Genomic DNA, 17,032 nt, shown 5'->3' with positions numbered 1-17,032 from the left:
TTGAAAGCGGTGGAGAAAGACAATGCCAGTCAAGATTGATGGTTTTCTGAAGGTTCCCGATATCAAGGGCCCAAGCACCCGCGACGGCCACTCGGACGAGATCGAAATCCATGGCGTCGACTACAAAATGGTCGCGCCCTATGACCCGAATTCGCTCTCACGCCGTGGGCGCGTGTCGATGGGCATGATCAAGTTCATCAAACATTATGACAAGTCCTCGCCCTATCTGAAAAAGGCCCTGTTCGAGAACAAGGCCCTGGATGAGGTGGTGTTCTCGGCACGGCGGACCATCGATGGCGAGACCAAGGATTACCTGGTCGTTACGCTCACCGACGCCTCGATCATGGAATACGACATGTCGCAGGCCGAGGATGAGGAAGACCTGATCCAGGAGGAGGTCAGCTTCGCCTACAAGAAGATCAAGTTCGTCTATGACGGCAATGATGAAGCCGAAATGGATGTCTATGTCGGCAAGTGAGGTTCGGCGGCCCGGCGCGGGCAAGCAGCAGATAGCCGGCAGCTTGCGGGCAAAAAGCGAGGCCGTCCAGCCATCGCTATGGGATCGCCTTGTCAACGACCTGCCGGGCCTGACCTCGGAGATAGACGGGCTGCGCCATGTCCTGCTGGACGAGCTTGGCGCGGACCGTCTCGACACCTTCGCTGCCGGCAGTGCACGGACCATCGATGCCGATGCGGAGCTGACGCCCGACCAGAAACGGCGTCTGCATCGCCTGGCCTTCCAGACCCAGCACCGCGCGGAGATCGAAAGCCGCGGTGTGGTGGTATCGGCCCGCGTGCTAAGGGAAGCGGTGCGGCGCGACATCGAGGCTCTGTTCAACACCGAGCGTTTCGAGGCCACGCCACTGCTTTCCGACCTGGAAAATGAGCAAATGGCGGACAATCCGCCGTCGCTCGCCGATTTTCCGGAGGTCCGTCGAAGCGTGGTCAATTACGGCGTGCCCTCCTTCTCGGGCCGGTCGTCCCGCGACTTCGACCGCGACGTGCTGGCCCGCGAAATCCGCTCGGTGCTCGCCACCTTCGAGCCCCGCCTCAAGGAAGGCGCGACGAAGGTTACCGTCACCCTGGGCGACAAGACCGTGGGCCTGAAGATCGAGATAGACGCCGTGCTGATCATGACGCCCACACCGGAACGCATGCGCCTGCGCACCACGATCAATCTCGACAACGGCTTGGCACGGACCGAAATTAGGGACGCCTGAGATGGATCGGGTCTTCGTCGAATATTACGAGGAGGAACTGACCCATATCCGCGGCCTCGCGGCGGAATTCGCCGACATGCATCCGGCGGTGGCGCGCAACCTTTCCCTCGACACGGTGCCCTGCCCGGATCCTTATGTCGAACGGCTGCTGGACGGCGTCGCCTTCCTCGCCGCGCGCACCCGGCTGAAGGTCGACGCCGAGCGCTCGCGATTTTCGCGCAGCGTGCTCGACGTCCTCTATCCCGATCTGGTCACGCCGGCGCCGGCAACGGCGATGGCCGTGCTGAAACCCGGCCAGCAGGTGCAGACCATGCCCGCCGGCCACGTCGTCAAGCGCAACACGCGGCTGGTCTCCAGCCTGCAACCCGGCCTGTCGACGCGCTGCACTTTCTCCACCGCGCAGGACATGACGCTGTGGCCGATAGCGATCACTTCGGTCAGCTATTTTCAGGATCGCAGCGCGCTGGCCGCGGCCGGCATAGGACCGATCGGCGGTACCGGCGGCGAGGCGGCGCTGCGCCTGGCGCTGACGCGGACCGGAAAAGGCAAACTCGACGAATTGGCGCTCGACCAGCTTGACCTCTATTTTGCCGGACGCACCAAGGCGCCGCTTCTGTTCGACGCGATCTTTGGCGCCTGCGTGGCTGTTGGCGCGCGACCGGAAGGCAAGACCAACCGGCTGTCGCCCTTGCCGGCACCCGAAATGGTCGGCATCAGCGACGACGAGGCCTTGATGCCGCGCACCCGCCCGACATTCGAAGGGTACCGCCTGCTGCGCGAATACTTCGTCATGCCGGAGCGCTTTCACTATGTGCGGGTCCTGGGACTGCAGACGGTGGTGCGCAAATGCGAGGCCGGCCTGGAGATCATCTTCCTGTTCCGTCGCCCGGTGCCCGAACTCGCCGACCTGACGCCGGCGGATTTCGAACTTTTCGCGACGCCGATCATCAATCTGTTCGAGCGTGAGTGCAACGTCGTCGAGCTCGACGCGCGCAAGACGCGGCAGGTGATCCACGCCGACCGCACGCGGGCGCGCGACTTCGAGATCTATCGTGTGATCCGCGTCGAGGATGCCGACAGTGAAGGCAGCGATGCCGAGATACCGGAGTTGTTCAGCCTCGGGCAGAACCGCGGCAGTGGCTGGGTCTATTCGACGGAACGGCGCCCAAGGCGGGCAACGGAGGATGAACGGCGCGAGGGTCTGACCCGCACGTCATACACCGGGGACGACGTTTTCCTGGCCGTATCGCGGCCGCTCGCAAGTCCCGCGAACCGGCCGCTGAAGCGTCTCGACATCATGGCGCTTTGCACCAATCGTGATCTGCCGATCCTCGATGACAATCCGACCTTGACGCTCGAGGCCGGTGACCCGATCGAATCCGTTCGGCTGCTCGGTGCGTTGCGTCCGCCACAGCCGGCCATCCCGGCGGCGCTTCCCGCCGGGGCCGACGGTGAATCCCGCGCCGACGATCTCGCCTGGCGGCTGGTCGCGCAGCTGGCGCTCAATTTCTTGAGCCTTGCCAAGGAAGGCCGCGGCGTCGATCCGCTGCACGCGCTGCTTGATCTTTATGCCGACCGGGGCGACCCGGGCCTTGCCCGCAACGTGCATTCGATCGTGCGCATAGACTCGCGGCCGGTGGTCGAACGACTGCAGATCGATGGGCCGATGTGCTTCGGGCGCGGCACTGAAGTGACGCTGCATGTCGATCAGTCAGTGTTGGCTGGGCAAAGCAGCTTGCTGCTATCGGCCTTGCTGGCGCGGCTGTTTGCCCGTCATGCCGGAATAAACGGCTTCGTGCGAACTCGCACGCGGCTGCTGCAGAAGCAGGAGGATGTGCCATGGCCGATGACGCCCGGCAATCGCTACCTGATCTAGACAAGTCACCTGATCCGGAAAAGACACCTGATCCGGACAAGTCACCTCATCTGGACAAGACTGGCCCGGACCGGGCCGAAGGTCTCTCCGAAGCGTTCGACTTTTTCGAATTGCTGCGCCGTCTTGAACAGCGCAGCGGTCTGTTCGGCCATTCCGGACGGCCCGACCGCGAGCCCGCGAGGCTCGGCCAGCATGTGCGGCTGGCCTTTTCCGCGCGGGACCTGGTTCAATTCCGCGAAGCCAACGACAAGGCGCCGGCACGGGTCACGGTCGCAAATCTCGGTCTGTTGGGCCCTGAGGGCCCAATGCCGCTGCATCTGACGCGCTGGGTGCTCGACCGCCTGTCGCAGCGCTGGTTCGCCGGCGCCGACGCACAGCAGACCAGCGACACGACATTCGTGGACTTCGTCAACATCCTTCAGCACCGCATGATTGCCCTGTACTACCGGGCCTGGGCGGATGCGCATCCCGCTGTCCAGGTCGAGCGCGCTGTCGGCGGCCGCGTTCGCGCCATGCTTGAGGCGATGGCGGGGATCGGGCTTCCCGGCACCCAAAATCCTGATCTCGACACCGTCAAGCTTCGCCAGGCCGCGGCGCTCGCCAGCCAGGTCGACGGCCCCGAAAGGCTGACGCTGTTCCTGGCGGAAGCGTTCAAGGTACCGGTTCAAATCAAGGAGTTCATCGCCGCCTGGATAACCATCCCAACGGGGCTCCAGACCCGGCTCGCAAAAGCCTATGCGGGGCTCGGCCGGGGGGCAACCATCGGTCCGCGCGTTTTCAACCGCCAAAGCAGGATCGAACTGCGTGTCGGCCCTCTCGGGCTTGAGGAATTCAAGGCCTTCCTGCCGGGAGGGTCGCGCCTCAAACTGTTCAAGCAGGCCGTTCGCGACATGGTCGGGGAAACGCTCGACGTCGACCTGCGCATCGTGCTGGCGCGTGAAGCCGTGCCGCCGCCTTGTATCGGAACGCTCCAGCTCGGCCGGACCGCCTGGCTTGCGCGGCCCACCGAAAGGGGGGATGCTGTCGATCTGCGGCTGCGGACAATTGTCGGATGGCGGCCGGAAATGGCGGAGGGCGCGGCATGAGCCTGCTGCTGACGCTGGAGCAAGGGCCACGCACCCAGACGGTACGGCAGACCCGGCTGGACGAGGGCGAGCTGGTGATCGGCCGCAGCGCGGACGCAGGCTGGCAGATAAACGATCCCGACATGTTCGTTTCCCGCGCTCATTGCAAGATTTCGGGCGGGCGGGACGGATACTTCGTCACCGACACGTCGAGCAGCGGACTGTTCATAAACGACTCCGACAGCCCGCTTGGCCCCGGCAAGTCGACGCGCCTTCAAAACGGCATGCGGCTGAGGCTGGGCGACTACGTCGTCCATGTCGACCTGCAGACGCCAACCGCCCAGGCACCCACAGCCAGCCAGCCCATTCCGGAACGCCTGCCGCCGGCATCGCGAGCGCCGGTGAGCATCGGCCGTGATGATTTCTTTTCCGCCAAGGTCGAGGAAGAGCCGCGACGGCCGCGCCCGGCCGACCTGCCCAATCCGTTCGAGCAGCCGGTTGCGGGCGCGTTCGAGCGTGCCGCGTCCAGCCAGCGCAGTTCGCCTGCTTTCGATGACCCATTCAGCCTCGATCCGGTTTCGACGCCTGTGTCGAAAGACGACGCTCCTTACCTAGAACCCGGCGGCACCGAGAACCAAACGGACCCGTTCAGCCTCGACCCCTTGCCGTCCCTCGGACGCGGAGCCCAGATCGCTCGGGGAAAGCCGTCCGATTTCAATGATGATTTTGGTTTCGGGCCAGCCGCCGCAACCGGGTCGGCAAACGGCGCCGGCTCGGCCGGACAGCGCGAGCGCGTTGCCCAGCGCCCAGCCAATCCCTGGGATTTGCCCGTGCAAGCGGCAGATGGCCCGTCTCCGGCGCGCACGGGTGCCGCTGCCGCGCCTGCTCGCCTGCCGGCGGCGGCCCAGCCGGGAGACATGGCGCTTCGTTCCGCGTTCCTGCGCGGCATGGGCGTCGAGGAAGCCGATTTCCCCGGGCGCGACAGCATCGCGGAAATGGAGAAATTCGGCCGTGAATACCGGCTGATGATGGAAGGCCTGATGCAGCTTCTGCGCAAGCGGGCCGAGGAAAAGGGAAACGCCCGCGTTGCCCAGACCATGGTCGGGGCTTCCGAAGTCAATCCGCTCAAGTTTCTGCCGACGGTCGACGACGCCATCGTCACGCTTATCGCCGAGCGCAGTCCCGGATTCCTCGCCGGCGAAGCGGCTATCGCCGACGCGGTTCGCGATCTCGCTCAACATCACGTGCGCGCCTGGCGCGGCGTGCAAGGCGCCTTGCGGCGGATGATCGACCGCTTCGACCCGGCAGCGATCGAGGAAGAGCTGAAATCGAATTCGGCGATCGGTACCCTGCTTTCGGGCGGACGCGGCGCCAAGCTGTGGGAACTCTACCAGAAACGCCATCGTGAAATCGCCGAGAGCGCGGAGAAGAGCTTCCTTGGCGAAATCGGCGCTGATTTTCGGGACGCATATGAGGAGGAGTGAGACATGATCGATCGACGCGAATTTATCGTTGCCCTTGGCGCAACGGGGCTGCTTGCGGCTTGCCAGAGCGGCCCGCCAAAACCTTCGGTGATCACCGTCAACGTGTCCGGCGGGGCCGGCATGAACCCGGGACCGGGCGGCGGCGACCGGCCGGTGACCGTCCTCGTGATGCGGCTGCGCAGCACCGGCAAATTCAATTCCGCCGACTACTTTGCCTTGCAGGGCGATGCCGGTACGGCGCTGGCAGGCGATCTTATCGGATCCGACCAGATTGCCGTCGGGCCGGGAAAATCCGCGTCCAAGACCATCACCGTCGAGCCGGATGCCACGGCGCTGGGCTTCGTTGCGCTCATCCGCGAGCCTACAGGTAGGAGCTGGCGGACGACCAAGTCGGTGTCGCCGGGATCCAAATTCACGATCAATGTCACGCTTGGCAGCGGCGGTATTTCCGCCTAGCGGCCAGGGCAAGGAGAGCTCGATGCAGAGAGCAGCGGCATGAGCGATGCAAACAGGGTGCTGTGGTCCGAAGGCCTTTTCCTGCGGACCCAGCATTTCCAGCAGCAGGATCGTTTCTTCGAGGCGACGGTGCGCGGCGCGTTGCAGGCCGGGCAACTGCATACGTTCGGCTTTCAACAGCTGACGCTGGACCAGGCGTTGCTGGAGGCCGGCCAGATCTCGATCCTGTCGGCGCGGGGTATCTTCCCGGACGGGACGCCGTTTTCCATTCCCGACATGATGGACGCGCCGCGACCGTTGCCGGTCACCCCGGACACAGGCGCCGGACCGGTGCTGGTCGCCTTGCCGCTGGAACCTCCCGGTGGTGTCGGCTTCGATCCGGCACACGCGGCCGCGTCGGGAGCACGCTATCATGGGCGCATCGTTTCGGTGCGCGACGCCGTCCAGGGCGGTTCAGACCCCGAAGAAATCGAAATCGCACGGCCGCAGGCGCTGCTGCTTGCGCCCGGCAGGTCGGTTGGCGGCTACACGGCCTTGCCGATAGCCGACCTCAAGGGGATTCGAGCCGATGGCGGCGTCTCGCTGGACGAGACCTTCCTGCCACCGACCCTGGTTACCGGGGCGGTGGCCTGGTATCGGCAATTGCTTCTGGAAGTCGTCACGGGCCTCGACCAGATCGCCGAGGCACATGGCAAGATGGTGATGGGCGGACCGGGGCGCAGCGTCGAAGACCTGCTGATGCTCAACCTCGCCAATGCGGCGCGGCCGCGGCTGGCCCACATGCTGGCGCAGGATGTCTTCCATCCGGCCGAGCTTTACCTGGAGCTTGCCGGGCTCGCCGGTTCGATGGCGACCTACGGATCGAGCGCGCGGCGGCTGGGCGAGTTGCCGGCTTACGATCACATGGCACCCGGGCCGGCCTACATGGCGCTGGCGGATGCACTGCGCTCGCTCATCCTCAGCCTGCGCTACATCGAGCCGAAATCGCGTGCGCTGCCGGTCATGCGGCATTCGACCAATGTCTGGAAAATCCGCATCGACAATCCGAAGCTGCTGGTCGCCAGCCGCATCGTCATCCGGGTCGGTTCCGAGCTGTCGGAAGACGCGCTGCGCAAGATCTTCGTCAATCAGGCGACTGTCGGCTCGGCCGACCAGTTCGAGGGCCTGTGGAAATCGCGCCTGCCCGGCATACCGCTGAAACCGCTTCACTCCCAGCCGCGCGAAATCCCTTACGACGGCGATCGGCTATGCCTCGAACTGGACCAGAAAAGCGAGCACTGGGCATCGCTGCTCGATGCACCCGGCTTCGTCATCGGCGTTTCGGGCGTGTTGCCAAGCGAGCCGCAGGTGGACTGCTATTCGGTGAACAGGTGAGATGATGAGCCGCGATGATCCTTTCGGACTGTCGGAGGATCGCGAACGAACCCGCATACGGCTGACCGGCGCGCCGATGCCGCGGCCGATGGCGCCGCTCTTGCCGGGCACGGCGGTCAAGCGGTCGCGCACGCATCCGAACGCGCTTGTCAACGCGTTCGCGCCCTTGCTCGAATTCGCGCCCGAGCTCGAAAGCGCCCTGGCGCCGGAGAACCCGGAAGCGTTGCGCACCCGTCTGCTCGAAGAACTGGTTCGGGCACGCGACACGGCGATGGCTACGGGGTCTTCGCTGGAGCGCGCCGATCAGGCAGCCTGGGTGGTGGCGGCGTTGCTCGACGATCTCGCCCTGAACACGCCGTGGGGCGGGGCCAGCGCCTGGCCGCGGCAGCCGCTTGTGGTGATGCTGCGCGGCGATGTCGATGCCGGCACGCAGTTCTTCACGCGTCTCGACGAACTGGAACGCCATCCCAACCGCGACCGCGAATTGCTGGAACTGCAGTATGACTGCATGGCGCTCGGCTTCCGCGGCAAATATCGCGTGCCCGGCCGCTCAGGCGACCGATCGCTCAATGCGGTTCGCGTGGCGGCGGCACGCTTCCTGCGCGATGCCGACGCCGAAGGCGCGCCGCTGTCGCCAAACTGGAAAGGCGTCATCGCCTCCGACGAACCGCAGCGCTTCATCGTGCCGATCTGGGTCATGGCGCTCGGTGCGGCGGTTGTCGCCACGGCCGTCCATGTCGGGCTGTCAATGGGATTGAGCAGCCAGGCGGTCGAGCTTTCAGCTCTTGTTCGGGCCTTGCCGCCGCCTGAACGCGGCGACATCAGCCGGACCTCGCCCAAGGTCGACGCCCCGCCACCGGAGAAAGTGGATTTTGCGCTGTTGCCGGAATTCCAGGCCGGCGCGCCGGCTGACCTCAAATCCGCGCTTAGCGGCACCGAGAGCGTCTCGCTGGCCAAGCTGATCATCCAGGCCTCCAACCCGGAACTGTTCCAGTCGTCGCGGCCACAACTGACCGAAGGCTTCGAGCCGCTGATCGGTTCGATCGCCAAGGTGATCCTCGCCAATCAGGAGCTGATCGGGAACATCACGGTGATCGGACATACGGACGGCATTCCCCTGCAGAAGACCAATCCGCTGTCGACCAACCAGCGGCTGTCGGAGGCCCGCGCCCAGACGATCGCCGACATGCTGGTCCAGAACGGGGTGCCGCAGGACCGCGTCCATTCCGAGGGCCGCGCGGCGACCGATCCAGTGGCCAGCGACAGCACGCGCGAGGGGCGAGCCTTGAACCGCCGCGTCGAGGTGCTCGTCGAAAAGAGGCTGTGAGATGTTTATCCTGCGCTTCCTCTGGGCGGTTCTGACATCGCGCTGGCTGTGGACGCTGATCGGCATCACGCTGCTTTCCCTGGTCATCTGGGTGTTCGGTCCGATCGTCAGGGTCGGTCCTTACGAACCATTCACTTCTGAAAATGTGCGCATCGTCATCATCGCGCTGCTGGTTATCTTCTGGCTGATCTGGCTGATCGTCGCCCAGCGCCGGGCGATCCGCGCCAACCGCATGTTCGTCGCCGAGATCGCGGCGCCCGTGGCGGAAAAGCCGCTCAGCCCCGGCGAGGAGAACGTCGCCGCCGTGGGTGCCAAATTCGCCGAGGTGATGGCGGAACTAAAGCGTCGCAAACTGGGTGGACGCAAGTTCCTGCGCGAGATGCCATGGTACGTGATCGTCGGGCCGCCGGCCACCGGCAAGACCACGGCCCTGCGGCAGTCCGGACTGAATTTTCCGATAGACCTCACGGACGATCTGCAAGGGGTCGGTGGCACGCGCAACTGCGACTGGTTCTTTTCCGAGAACGCGGTTCTGATCGACACCGCCGGCCGCTATGTCCAACAGGAAAGCCAGCCCGATGTCGACGCGGCGGAATGGCTGGGCTTCCTCGACCTTCTGAAGAAACATCGCGGCCGCCGCGCGCTCAACGGCGTGATCGTCGCGCTTTCGATCGACGTGCTTTCAGAGGGCGACGAAGCCATCAAGGCACACGGCCGCAAGATCCGCCGCCGGCTGGCCGAACTCAACGACCGGCTCGAAATCCGCCTTCCGGTCTATCTGATGCTGACCAAGGCCGATCTGATTAGGGGTTTCGAGGCTTTCTTCGGCGGCCTGTCCACCGCCTCGCGCGAACAGGTCTGGGGAACGACCTTCGCGCTGGATGCGCGCGTCGATGCCAAGACCATCGAGCGGGAAATTTCAATACTGGCGACGGAACTCGAGCGGCGGCTGGTGCCGCGCCTGGAGGACGAGGACAAACTCGCCGCCCGCGCCGAGATCTTCAGGTTTCCAGCCCAGTTGTCCAGCCTGTCCGAGCCGATCCAGGTTCTGGTCGAGGCGATGTTCGGCGAAAGCCGGTATGAGGAGGCCGCCTGGCTGCGTGGCCTCTATCTGACATCGGCGACCCAGGAAGGGGCGCCCATCGATCGGCTGACCGCGGCGCTGTCGTCGTCCTTCGGCCTGCCGCCACGGCGCGCCCTGCCCGCACCAAGGGTCGAGAAGCGCAGCTTCTTCCTGAAGAACCTGCTCACCGAAGTCATCTTCAAGGAAGCCGGCCTCGGCACGTTCGACCCGCTGGCGCAACGCCGTCGCGCCTGGATCTGGCGCGGCGCCGCGGCCGCGTGCGCGGCCGGCGCCTTGCTGGCCGGCGGACTGTTCACCTGGTCCTATTTCGACAACCGCAACGCGATCACGGCCCAGGCAAGCCAGTTCGAATCGTTGCAAGCGCCGCTGACCTCGGCTGCCGCAAGCCCGGCATCGGTGCAGCAGCCCGCCATCGACGGCGCGCTCGAGGCGATGGACGCGGTCGCAAATGCCCGGACTGCACCGCCGGGCGCCGCTCAGGATCTGCTGGGTCCGTCGGCCTCGGCCGAACTGGTGCGGGCGCAGAGCGACACATACGACCATGCCCTGCGCAATGTGCTCGAGCCACGCATGGTCGCTCTGCTCGAGGCGACCATGTGGCGGCAGATCCGCGATCCGGATTTCATGCTCGGTGCCCTTAAGACCTATCGCATGATGACGGGCCTGTCGCAGATGGATGCCGATTTCGCCCAGAACTGGTGGGTGAACAGCTTGCCGGAATTCGCGGCCGCGGCACCATTTCCGACCGCCGACGCCGAAGAGCATCAGCTTGCCGCCATCCGCCGCATGGCGGTCGACGAAAGCTATGTCGCGCCCGACCAGGCCCTGGTTGCCGAAGCGCTGAAAACGGTCTGCACGATCTCGCTGCCGGCGCGTGCCTACAAGCAGCTGCTCGTCGACCCGGAGGTGGCCGGGCTCAAGGAGTGGATCCCGGCCAATTTCGCCGGCCCCAATGGCGGCAAGGTGTTTGCGCGGCGTTCCGACAAGACACTTCGCGTCGGCATTGCCGGGGCATTCACCTATGCCGGCTTCCACGACGCCATTCTCGACCGCATCGACGATGTCGCCGCCCAGGCGGCGCTCGACCGCGCGGTTTTCGCCGGCGGCTGCTCGGAAAACTCCGAAACCTCGGTCTCGGCGCTGTCCGAGGATATTCTGAAGCTCTACTATGACGACTACATCGCGCAATGGGACAGCTTCCTGCGAGACATGCGGCTCGCGCCATTGACCGATCTCAATGTCGCCAGTGAGAATCTGAAGGATCTATCGAGTGCCGATTCAGCCCTGAAACGTCTGCTGACGGCGGTCGTGCAGGAGACCGAACTGACGCGCTCCGACGAAGCGCCCGCCGACGACAAGGCAGCGGCCAAGGGCGCTTCGAAACTGCTCGGCAAGCTTGGCAAACTCGGCAAGCTGGCGACATCAGGTGCGAAACTGCTTCCCCGCGCCGGGTCGGCCACAGAGGTCGACCTGACCGGCAGTCTGGTGGCCGCGCATTTCAAGCCGCTGAAGAGCACCATTGCCGAGGTCGACGGCCAGCCGCCGGCACTGGATGCCGCGGTCGTCGCGCTGACCGCGCTGTCGAACGTCCTGCAGACGGTCACCGCGAATCCCAATCCGCAAGACGCCATCAAGAAGCAGGGCGGCCTTGCCGAACTGACCGGCGCGGTCGCCAGGCAGGCGCAGATCCTGCCCGACCCTATCAACGCCTGGCTCAGCGGAATTGCCGGCGACACCAGCAATTTGACGCAGAAGGCTGTGACCTCGGAACTCAACGCCATCTGGCGGGCTGACATACTGCCTTTCTGCCAGGCGGCGCTGAACGACCGCTATCCGTTCAGCGCCGACAGTGCGGTGGACGTCAATGTGCGTGACTTCGCCCGCCTGTTCGGACCGGCCGGACTGATCGACGGTTTCATCAACGACCATCTGATCAACTATGTCGACACGACCAGCCAGCCTTGGAAATGGCGCGCCGATTTCGGCCTCGATCCCTCGGCGCTGGCGGCGTTCGAGCAGGCCAGGCATATCCGCGACGATCTTTTTCCTGGCGGCACCGGGCCGGTGATGAGCTTCACGCTCGAACCGAAAGACCTGTCTCCGAACGTTACGCGCGTGACGCTCAATCTCGATGGCCAGAGCCTCGTCTATTTCAACAATGCGACGCGGCCGCAACCGATGACGTGGCCGGGCAAGGACGGCACCGGGGTCATATCGCTCGCCTTCCAGCCCATCGACGGCTCGCCGGAAATCATGCTCAACGAGACCGGCAGCTGGGCGTGGCTGAGGATGCTGCGCAACGGCCGTTTCGCCGGCACGTCGCTGTCCGATGTCTACAGCCTGCGCCTGGGCACGAAGGGAATGTGGGCCGATTTCGAACTCAAGGCCGCCAGCGTCGAGAACCCCTACAATCTCCAGATGTTCAAGAAATTCTCATGTCCGCCGCAGATATGACCTTGCCCGGCTTTTACGGCAAAATGCCAGCCACCGGCGATTTCGTGACGCGGCGGCTCTCGGGCGACTTTGTTCGCGGCTGGGACCGCTGGCTGGCGCAGCATCTCGTCCCACTGTTCGGCTCGGAAATTTGGCCAGGCACGACCGCGCTGCGCTTCCTGGCCGGCCCGGCGTCCTTCGGCGCCTCGGCAGGCATCATCGTGCAAAGCGCCGACAGGGTCGGTAGGAAGTTCCCTCTGAGCGTCGTCGCACAGCTTGCCGAAGCGCCCATTCAGCTGGCTGACGCCGAGGCGTGGTTTTCCCAGATCGAAGCGGCGGCCATCGCCGCCCAGAACGGCGAGTTGACGCCGGACGAACTGGATACCGCGCTGGCCGGACTGCCGGCGCCATCAGTCGAACCGGGTGAAGAAGTCATCGGCGACATGGTGATGTGGACAGCCCGTTCGAACATTTTCGACATCGATCCGCAATCGCCACAGGCGGTTCTGGAGCAGATCCTCGTCGCAAGCTGGGAGACCAGTTGATGCAGATCTGGAACCAGATGGGCTATCCGCACCAATTCACCATGGGCATGGACAAGGCCGGCCATGAGTGGATTGTCGTGGTCGTCAAAGGCACGTTCGACTTCCCCGACAAGCCGGGCGGACTGGTGCAAAAATCGGCGGAACAGGTGCCGCTGGTGATGGCCGACACACAAACCGGCGTGCCCGGCTACTCGGCCACGCTGTGGGAGACCGACTTCGCCTTCCGCAAACCGCGCTGCGACGTGATCGCCAATGGCTGCGCCTACGCGCCGGGCGGGCGCCCGGCAGCGCGCGTGCCGGTCGGCATCAAGGTTGGCAATTGGTCAAAATTGTTCGAGGTCGTCGGCCACCGCGAATGGCGCGCCATCGGCCCGATCTTTACTGCCACATCGCCGCAGCCCTTCCTGAAACTGCCCATCTCCTATGACGTCGCCTGGGGCGGCGTCGACAGGCTGGATCCGGAAGACAAACTCCCGGGCAGCTACAAATACAACCCGGTCGGCACCGGCTGGTCGCGCACCAGGAACCAGCGCCTTATTCCAGGCCTGCGGCTGCCGAACACCCAGGCGGTCGACGAAGAGATCCGCTCGCCATTTGGCGACTACAAGCCGATGAGTTTCGGGCCCATGGGCCGGGGCTGGCCGGGCCGCATCGAATATGGCGGCACCTACGACCAGAACTGGATCGACAATATTTTTCCGTTCTTGCCGCCGGATTTCGATGAACGCTATTTCCAGATGGCGCCACCGGACCAGCAGATCGACCACCCAAGGGGCGGCGAGGACGTACAGTTGATAAATTTGACGCCGGCAGGCAAGGAAAGCTTCCGCATGCCAACGACAGCGTTGCCGCTGACGCTGTTCAAAGGTCGCGAAAAAGCGTTCGTGGGCGAGCTTCTGCCGGATACGGTGCTGTTCGATCCGGAGAGGCGGCGGTTTTCGCTGGTCTGGCGGATGCAGCAGCACCTCCAGCGCACGATCCTCGATTTTTCGGAATGCTGGGTCGGGCCGCCAACACCCGGCATGCAACGCGCCTATGCCAAGCGCAAACGTTACATCCGCAAGTTCAACACTCCGCTTCGCGATGAAGACGAGGCCGCATGAACGCTGACCTCGACATCGTCTCGGCGGGCATGGTGACGGCAGTCGGCCTCGACGCGCCATCGAGTTGCGCCGCGATGCGCGCCCGTCTCGACGGTTTCCAGGAAACGCATTTCCTGGGCGCCGCCGGCGAGTGGCTGATCGGTGCGCCCGTCCCGCTGCCGCGCAACTGGATGGGCGCAAAGCGCCTTGCCCATATGGCCGCCGCAGCAATTGTCGAAGCGTTCGAAGCGATGCCCGAGGCCCGGGGCAGGACGGCCCTTGTTCTTTGCCTGGCTGAGGAGGATCGTCCCGGGCGTCCGGCGCCTGACAGCCGGAACCTGCTTGCCCAGATCGAGCAAATCACGGAAATCGTCGGTCCCATTGCCTCGCGCGTCGTCGCGCATGGCCGCCCGTCCGGCCACGTCGCGTTGGAGGCGGCCCGTCGCCTGCTCGCCTCCAATACTGCTCCTTTTGTGATAATTGTCGGGGTGGACAGCTATCTGACCTCCCAGACCATCAACCATTATCTCGCCCGTGAGCGGTTGCTCACGCCACGAAACTCGAACGGCTTCATTCCGGGGGAAGCCGCGGCTGCGATTCTCTGCGCGCGCGCGGGCGGCACCATGCACCTCACAGGGCTCGGCCTGGCACGGGAGGAAGCTCATATTTACAACGAGATGGATATTCCCTTCCGAGGGCAAGCGATGACAACGGCTTACAAGGAAGCGTTTGCCGGGTCACGGCGCCTCCATTCAGATATCACTCTCAAGATGGGAGATTTCGTCGGCGAAACATACTGGTTCCGGCAATGTGCCCTCGCCATGCTGCGCACACAACGCGAGCACTCGCAGGTGCGGCCAATATGGGCGCTGGGCGCGAGCTTGGGGAATGTCGGGGCGGCCGCTGTCCCGGTGATGCTGGGGTGGGCGCTGTCGGCGATACAACGTGGCTACGCGCCATCGGGGCCGATCCTGATCGAGGCCTCGGGCGATGACGGTGCATGCGGCGCTGCGGTGGTGGAGGCAAGATGACTGTCTTCGCGAACGGGCGAGAGATTTCGGCAGAGGCGCAAGGGTGCAAGGTCATTGCGGATTTCCCCGACACATGTTTCACCCCGCCCGAGAATCCGGCAACCCCGCCGGGCGTGCCCGTCCCATACCCTGATTTCGGGGTCGACTCCGATCTGACGTCGGGTAGCGGAACCGTGAAGATTGGCAACAAGCCTATCAGCCAGGAAAATAGCAGCTACTACAGCAAATGCAGCGGCGATGAGGCTGGGGCGGCGGCAAAAAAAGGAATAATCACCTCAAAAAATACCGGCAAGGTCTACGCACACGGCTGGTCGTCAGACGTCAAGGTCGAGAGCAAGGGTGTCGTTCGACTCGGCGACATGGCCACCAGCAATCACGGGACCGATCCCGGCGATGCGCCCCCAATGGTGATCGTCGGAAAGCCGGCATTCGGAATTCCTGGCGATGAAGACTGCATGGTCGGCAGCTTCGAGGATATTCACGAAAAGTGTAACGCCAAAAAGGACCCTACTGATCCGTTGGCCAAGCCGGGCACGCAAGGTGTGGCTCACCAAGCTCACCATATCGTTCCGGACCGCTGTTTTCGCGTCAATAGCGAAGATCGAATGGCGAACCCGCCATTTCCCAGCAGGGACCAGGGCATTTGTATCTGCATCCCTCGCGTGAACCACTCGGCGGCTCGGCCGCCGACAGGCGAAGACGTCACCGTGCACCATCACCTGGACAATGCTCTGACCGAACTCGGCGAGCAGGTCGCAACAAGAGCCAACCCGCGCGGCGTCGAGAAGGTGGATAAAATAAGAAATCAATGTTTGGATGCTCTTGCCGAACTGGTCGATGATCCTGTGTCCGCGGACTGCTTCGAAGTGGCATGTGAAAAGGTGACCGAGCAAACAGAGCCAATCAAGGACAAGTATGCTCGTGCGGAAAAGAGCTCCAGCAATATGAGTCCTGCCGCCAAGGGCGTGCTGAACAGGCAGCATCTGCCAACAGCATGAGATCGCTGCCAAGGGAGTATTGAGCAACCGATGAGGCGAAAACCAGAGATAACAGGAGGTGTCGTGAGCGTGGACAGGACCCTCTACATCCTGTTCAAAGCGACGCCGGGAGAAGACGATGACCGGCTCGTCGCCTCCGGTCGCGTTGCCGATGGTTCGGTTGTGCTTCGGCCTCGAGAGGAGGTCGCGGACCTAATCTCTTTCACGGCCCTGCAGCAGCCCTTCGAAGCCCAAGCCGCTGGACTGACTGGAGAGGGCGAGGTGGTGTATTTTTTCGACGCCGTCAGTCAACGTGAGCAGATATCGGGAGCCGGATTCGCCTCCGAGAATGCGATGAAGTTCGGCCGCATGACAAAGATACTGCAGATCGGCAATCGACTGTTGGCGCTCGGCTATGGGGGGCAAGTCTACATGCGGACGCCTTCGGAGGGCTGGAGGTTTCTCGCGGGCCCGAAAGGCAGCGATGACGGGTCAACAAACCTGGTCTACTTCTGCGCCGTTGCGCACAAAGGCCGGCTGTATTTTGGCGGAACGGAGACGAAGCGGTTCAGGAGCACGGCAGAGATTGACGCAGCGAGCCAAGCCGGCGATGGCCGGCGTCTCGCGCGTGCCATCCTGGCGGCGAAGGTACCGGACAAAGCGGTGGTCGGGGTATACGACGGTTCGTGGAGCCAAGCGGATTTTGATCATCCCGGAACTGTCGTCGAGATGCTGGAGGCAGGCAGATCGATCGAGATTTTCACAACCAATGGACGCATTGTCTCGACACCCGATTTCCAGGAATTCAGCGACGTATTCGCATTCGGCAAGAAGAAATCTTTCTGGGATATAAAAAGAACGGAACAAGGGATCCTTGTGTACTTCGACGGCACACTTTTCCGGTGGACCGGCGAGATGGAGCCGTTCGAACCGTCGCTGCCTGGCGTTGACGAAAGTTTCATAAACGTTTCGAGCTATGCCGGATTCCTGGCAGCGTTCGCCCCGTATCAAATCTACAAGCTGGATGAAGACGATTGGGGCGAAGTTACTTACACTTTGTCGTAAGGGGCAGCGGGAAG

The 17,032-nt window shown here is 63.8% G+C and carries 14 protein-coding genes; all 14 read left to right on the top strand.

Annotation, left to right across the window (positions count from 1 at the left end; translation table 11 throughout):
* The first annotated feature begins 22 nt into the window (after positions 1-22).
* Positions 23-478: an Hcp family type VI secretion system effector gene (locus tag FJ977_RS27010; protein ID WP_027042794.1), complete on the top strand. Its 456-nt coding sequence runs from the start codon at positions 23-25 to the stop codon at positions 476-478.
* On the top strand, positions 465-1,220 hold the full coding sequence (tssE, locus tag FJ977_RS27005; RefSeq protein ID WP_140775250.1) for a type VI secretion system baseplate subunit TssE: 756 nt from the start codon (positions 465-467) through the stop codon (positions 1,218-1,220). The genes FJ977_RS27010 and tssE overlap by 14 nt, the downstream gene beginning before the upstream one ends.
* A gap of 1 nt (position 1,221) precedes the next feature.
* On the top strand, positions 1,222-3,096 hold the full coding sequence (gene tssF / locus FJ977_RS27000) for a type VI secretion system baseplate subunit TssF (RefSeq protein ID WP_140775191.1): 1,875 nt from the start codon (positions 1,222-1,224) through the stop codon (positions 3,094-3,096).
* Positions 3,060-4,181 carry a type VI secretion system baseplate subunit TssG gene (tssG, locus tag FJ977_RS26995; protein WP_140775190.1) on the top strand — a complete coding sequence of 374 codons (1,122 nt, stop codon included), beginning with the start codon at positions 3,060-3,062 and terminating at the stop codon, positions 4,179-4,181. Before tssF ends, tssG begins: the two co-directional genes overlap by 37 nt.
* Positions 4,178-5,644 (top strand): type VI secretion system-associated FHA domain protein TagH, encoded by a 1,467-nt coding sequence (tagH, locus tag FJ977_RS26990; protein ID WP_140775189.1) that lies wholly within the window; start codon positions 4,178-4,180, stop codon positions 5,642-5,644. The genes tssG and tagH overlap by 4 nt, the downstream gene beginning before the upstream one ends.
* 3 nt (positions 5,645-5,647) lie before the next feature.
* Complete coding sequence (gene tssJ, locus FJ977_RS26985) at positions 5,648-6,100, top strand: type VI secretion system lipoprotein TssJ (protein ID WP_140775188.1); 453 nt, start codon at positions 5,648-5,650, stop codon at positions 6,098-6,100.
* 39 nt (positions 6,101-6,139) lie between these two features.
* Entirely contained in the window at positions 6,140-7,474 is a 1,335-nt protein-coding gene (gene tssK / locus FJ977_RS26980; protein WP_140775187.1) for a type VI secretion system baseplate subunit TssK, read from the top strand.
* A gap of 4 nt (positions 7,475-7,478) precedes the next feature.
* Positions 7,479-8,801 carry a type IVB secretion system protein IcmH/DotU gene (gene icmH, locus FJ977_RS26975; RefSeq protein ID WP_140775186.1) on the top strand — a complete coding sequence of 441 codons (1,323 nt, stop codon included), beginning with the start codon at positions 7,479-7,481 and terminating at the stop codon, positions 8,799-8,801.
* 1 nt (position 8,802) lies between these two features.
* Positions 8,803-12,339 (top strand): type VI secretion system membrane subunit TssM, encoded by a 3,537-nt coding sequence (tssM, locus tag FJ977_RS26970; RefSeq protein WP_140775185.1) that lies wholly within the window; start codon positions 8,803-8,805, stop codon positions 12,337-12,339.
* Positions 12,321-12,863: a type VI secretion system-associated protein TagF gene (gene tagF / locus FJ977_RS26965; protein ID WP_246683347.1), complete on the top strand. Its 543-nt coding sequence runs from the start codon at positions 12,321-12,323 to the stop codon at positions 12,861-12,863. Before tssM ends, tagF begins: the two co-directional genes overlap by 19 nt.
* Positions 12,863-13,966, top strand: a complete 1,104-nt coding sequence (locus tag FJ977_RS26960; protein ID WP_140775184.1) for a DUF2169 domain-containing protein — start codon at positions 12,863-12,865, stop codon at positions 13,964-13,966. The genes tagF and FJ977_RS26960 overlap by 1 nt, the downstream gene beginning before the upstream one ends.
* On the top strand, positions 13,963-14,976 hold the full coding sequence (locus FJ977_RS26955; protein ID WP_140775183.1) for a beta-ketoacyl synthase N-terminal-like domain-containing protein: 1,014 nt from the start codon (positions 13,963-13,965) through the stop codon (positions 14,974-14,976). Before FJ977_RS26960 ends, FJ977_RS26955 begins: the two co-directional genes overlap by 4 nt.
* A complete protein-coding gene (locus tag FJ977_RS26950) occupies positions 14,973-15,974 on the top strand; it encodes a DUF4150 domain-containing protein (protein ID WP_140775182.1) in 1,002 nt (333 codons plus the stop codon). The genes FJ977_RS26955 and FJ977_RS26950 overlap by 4 nt, the downstream gene beginning before the upstream one ends.
* Positions 15,975-16,037: 63 nt before the next feature.
* Positions 16,038-17,018: a hypothetical protein gene (locus FJ977_RS26945; RefSeq protein ID WP_140775181.1), complete on the top strand. Its 981-nt coding sequence runs from the start codon at positions 16,038-16,040 to the stop codon at positions 17,016-17,018.
* Positions 17,019-17,032 lie beyond the last annotated feature (14 nt).

Source organism: Mesorhizobium sp. B2-1-3A, assembly GCF_006442655.1.
Classification (GTDB): Bacteria; Pseudomonadota; Alphaproteobacteria; order Rhizobiales; family Rhizobiaceae; genus Mesorhizobium.
The sequence above is the reverse complement of the archived record's forward strand: the minus strand, read 5'-3'. Positions and strand labels throughout refer to the sequence as shown.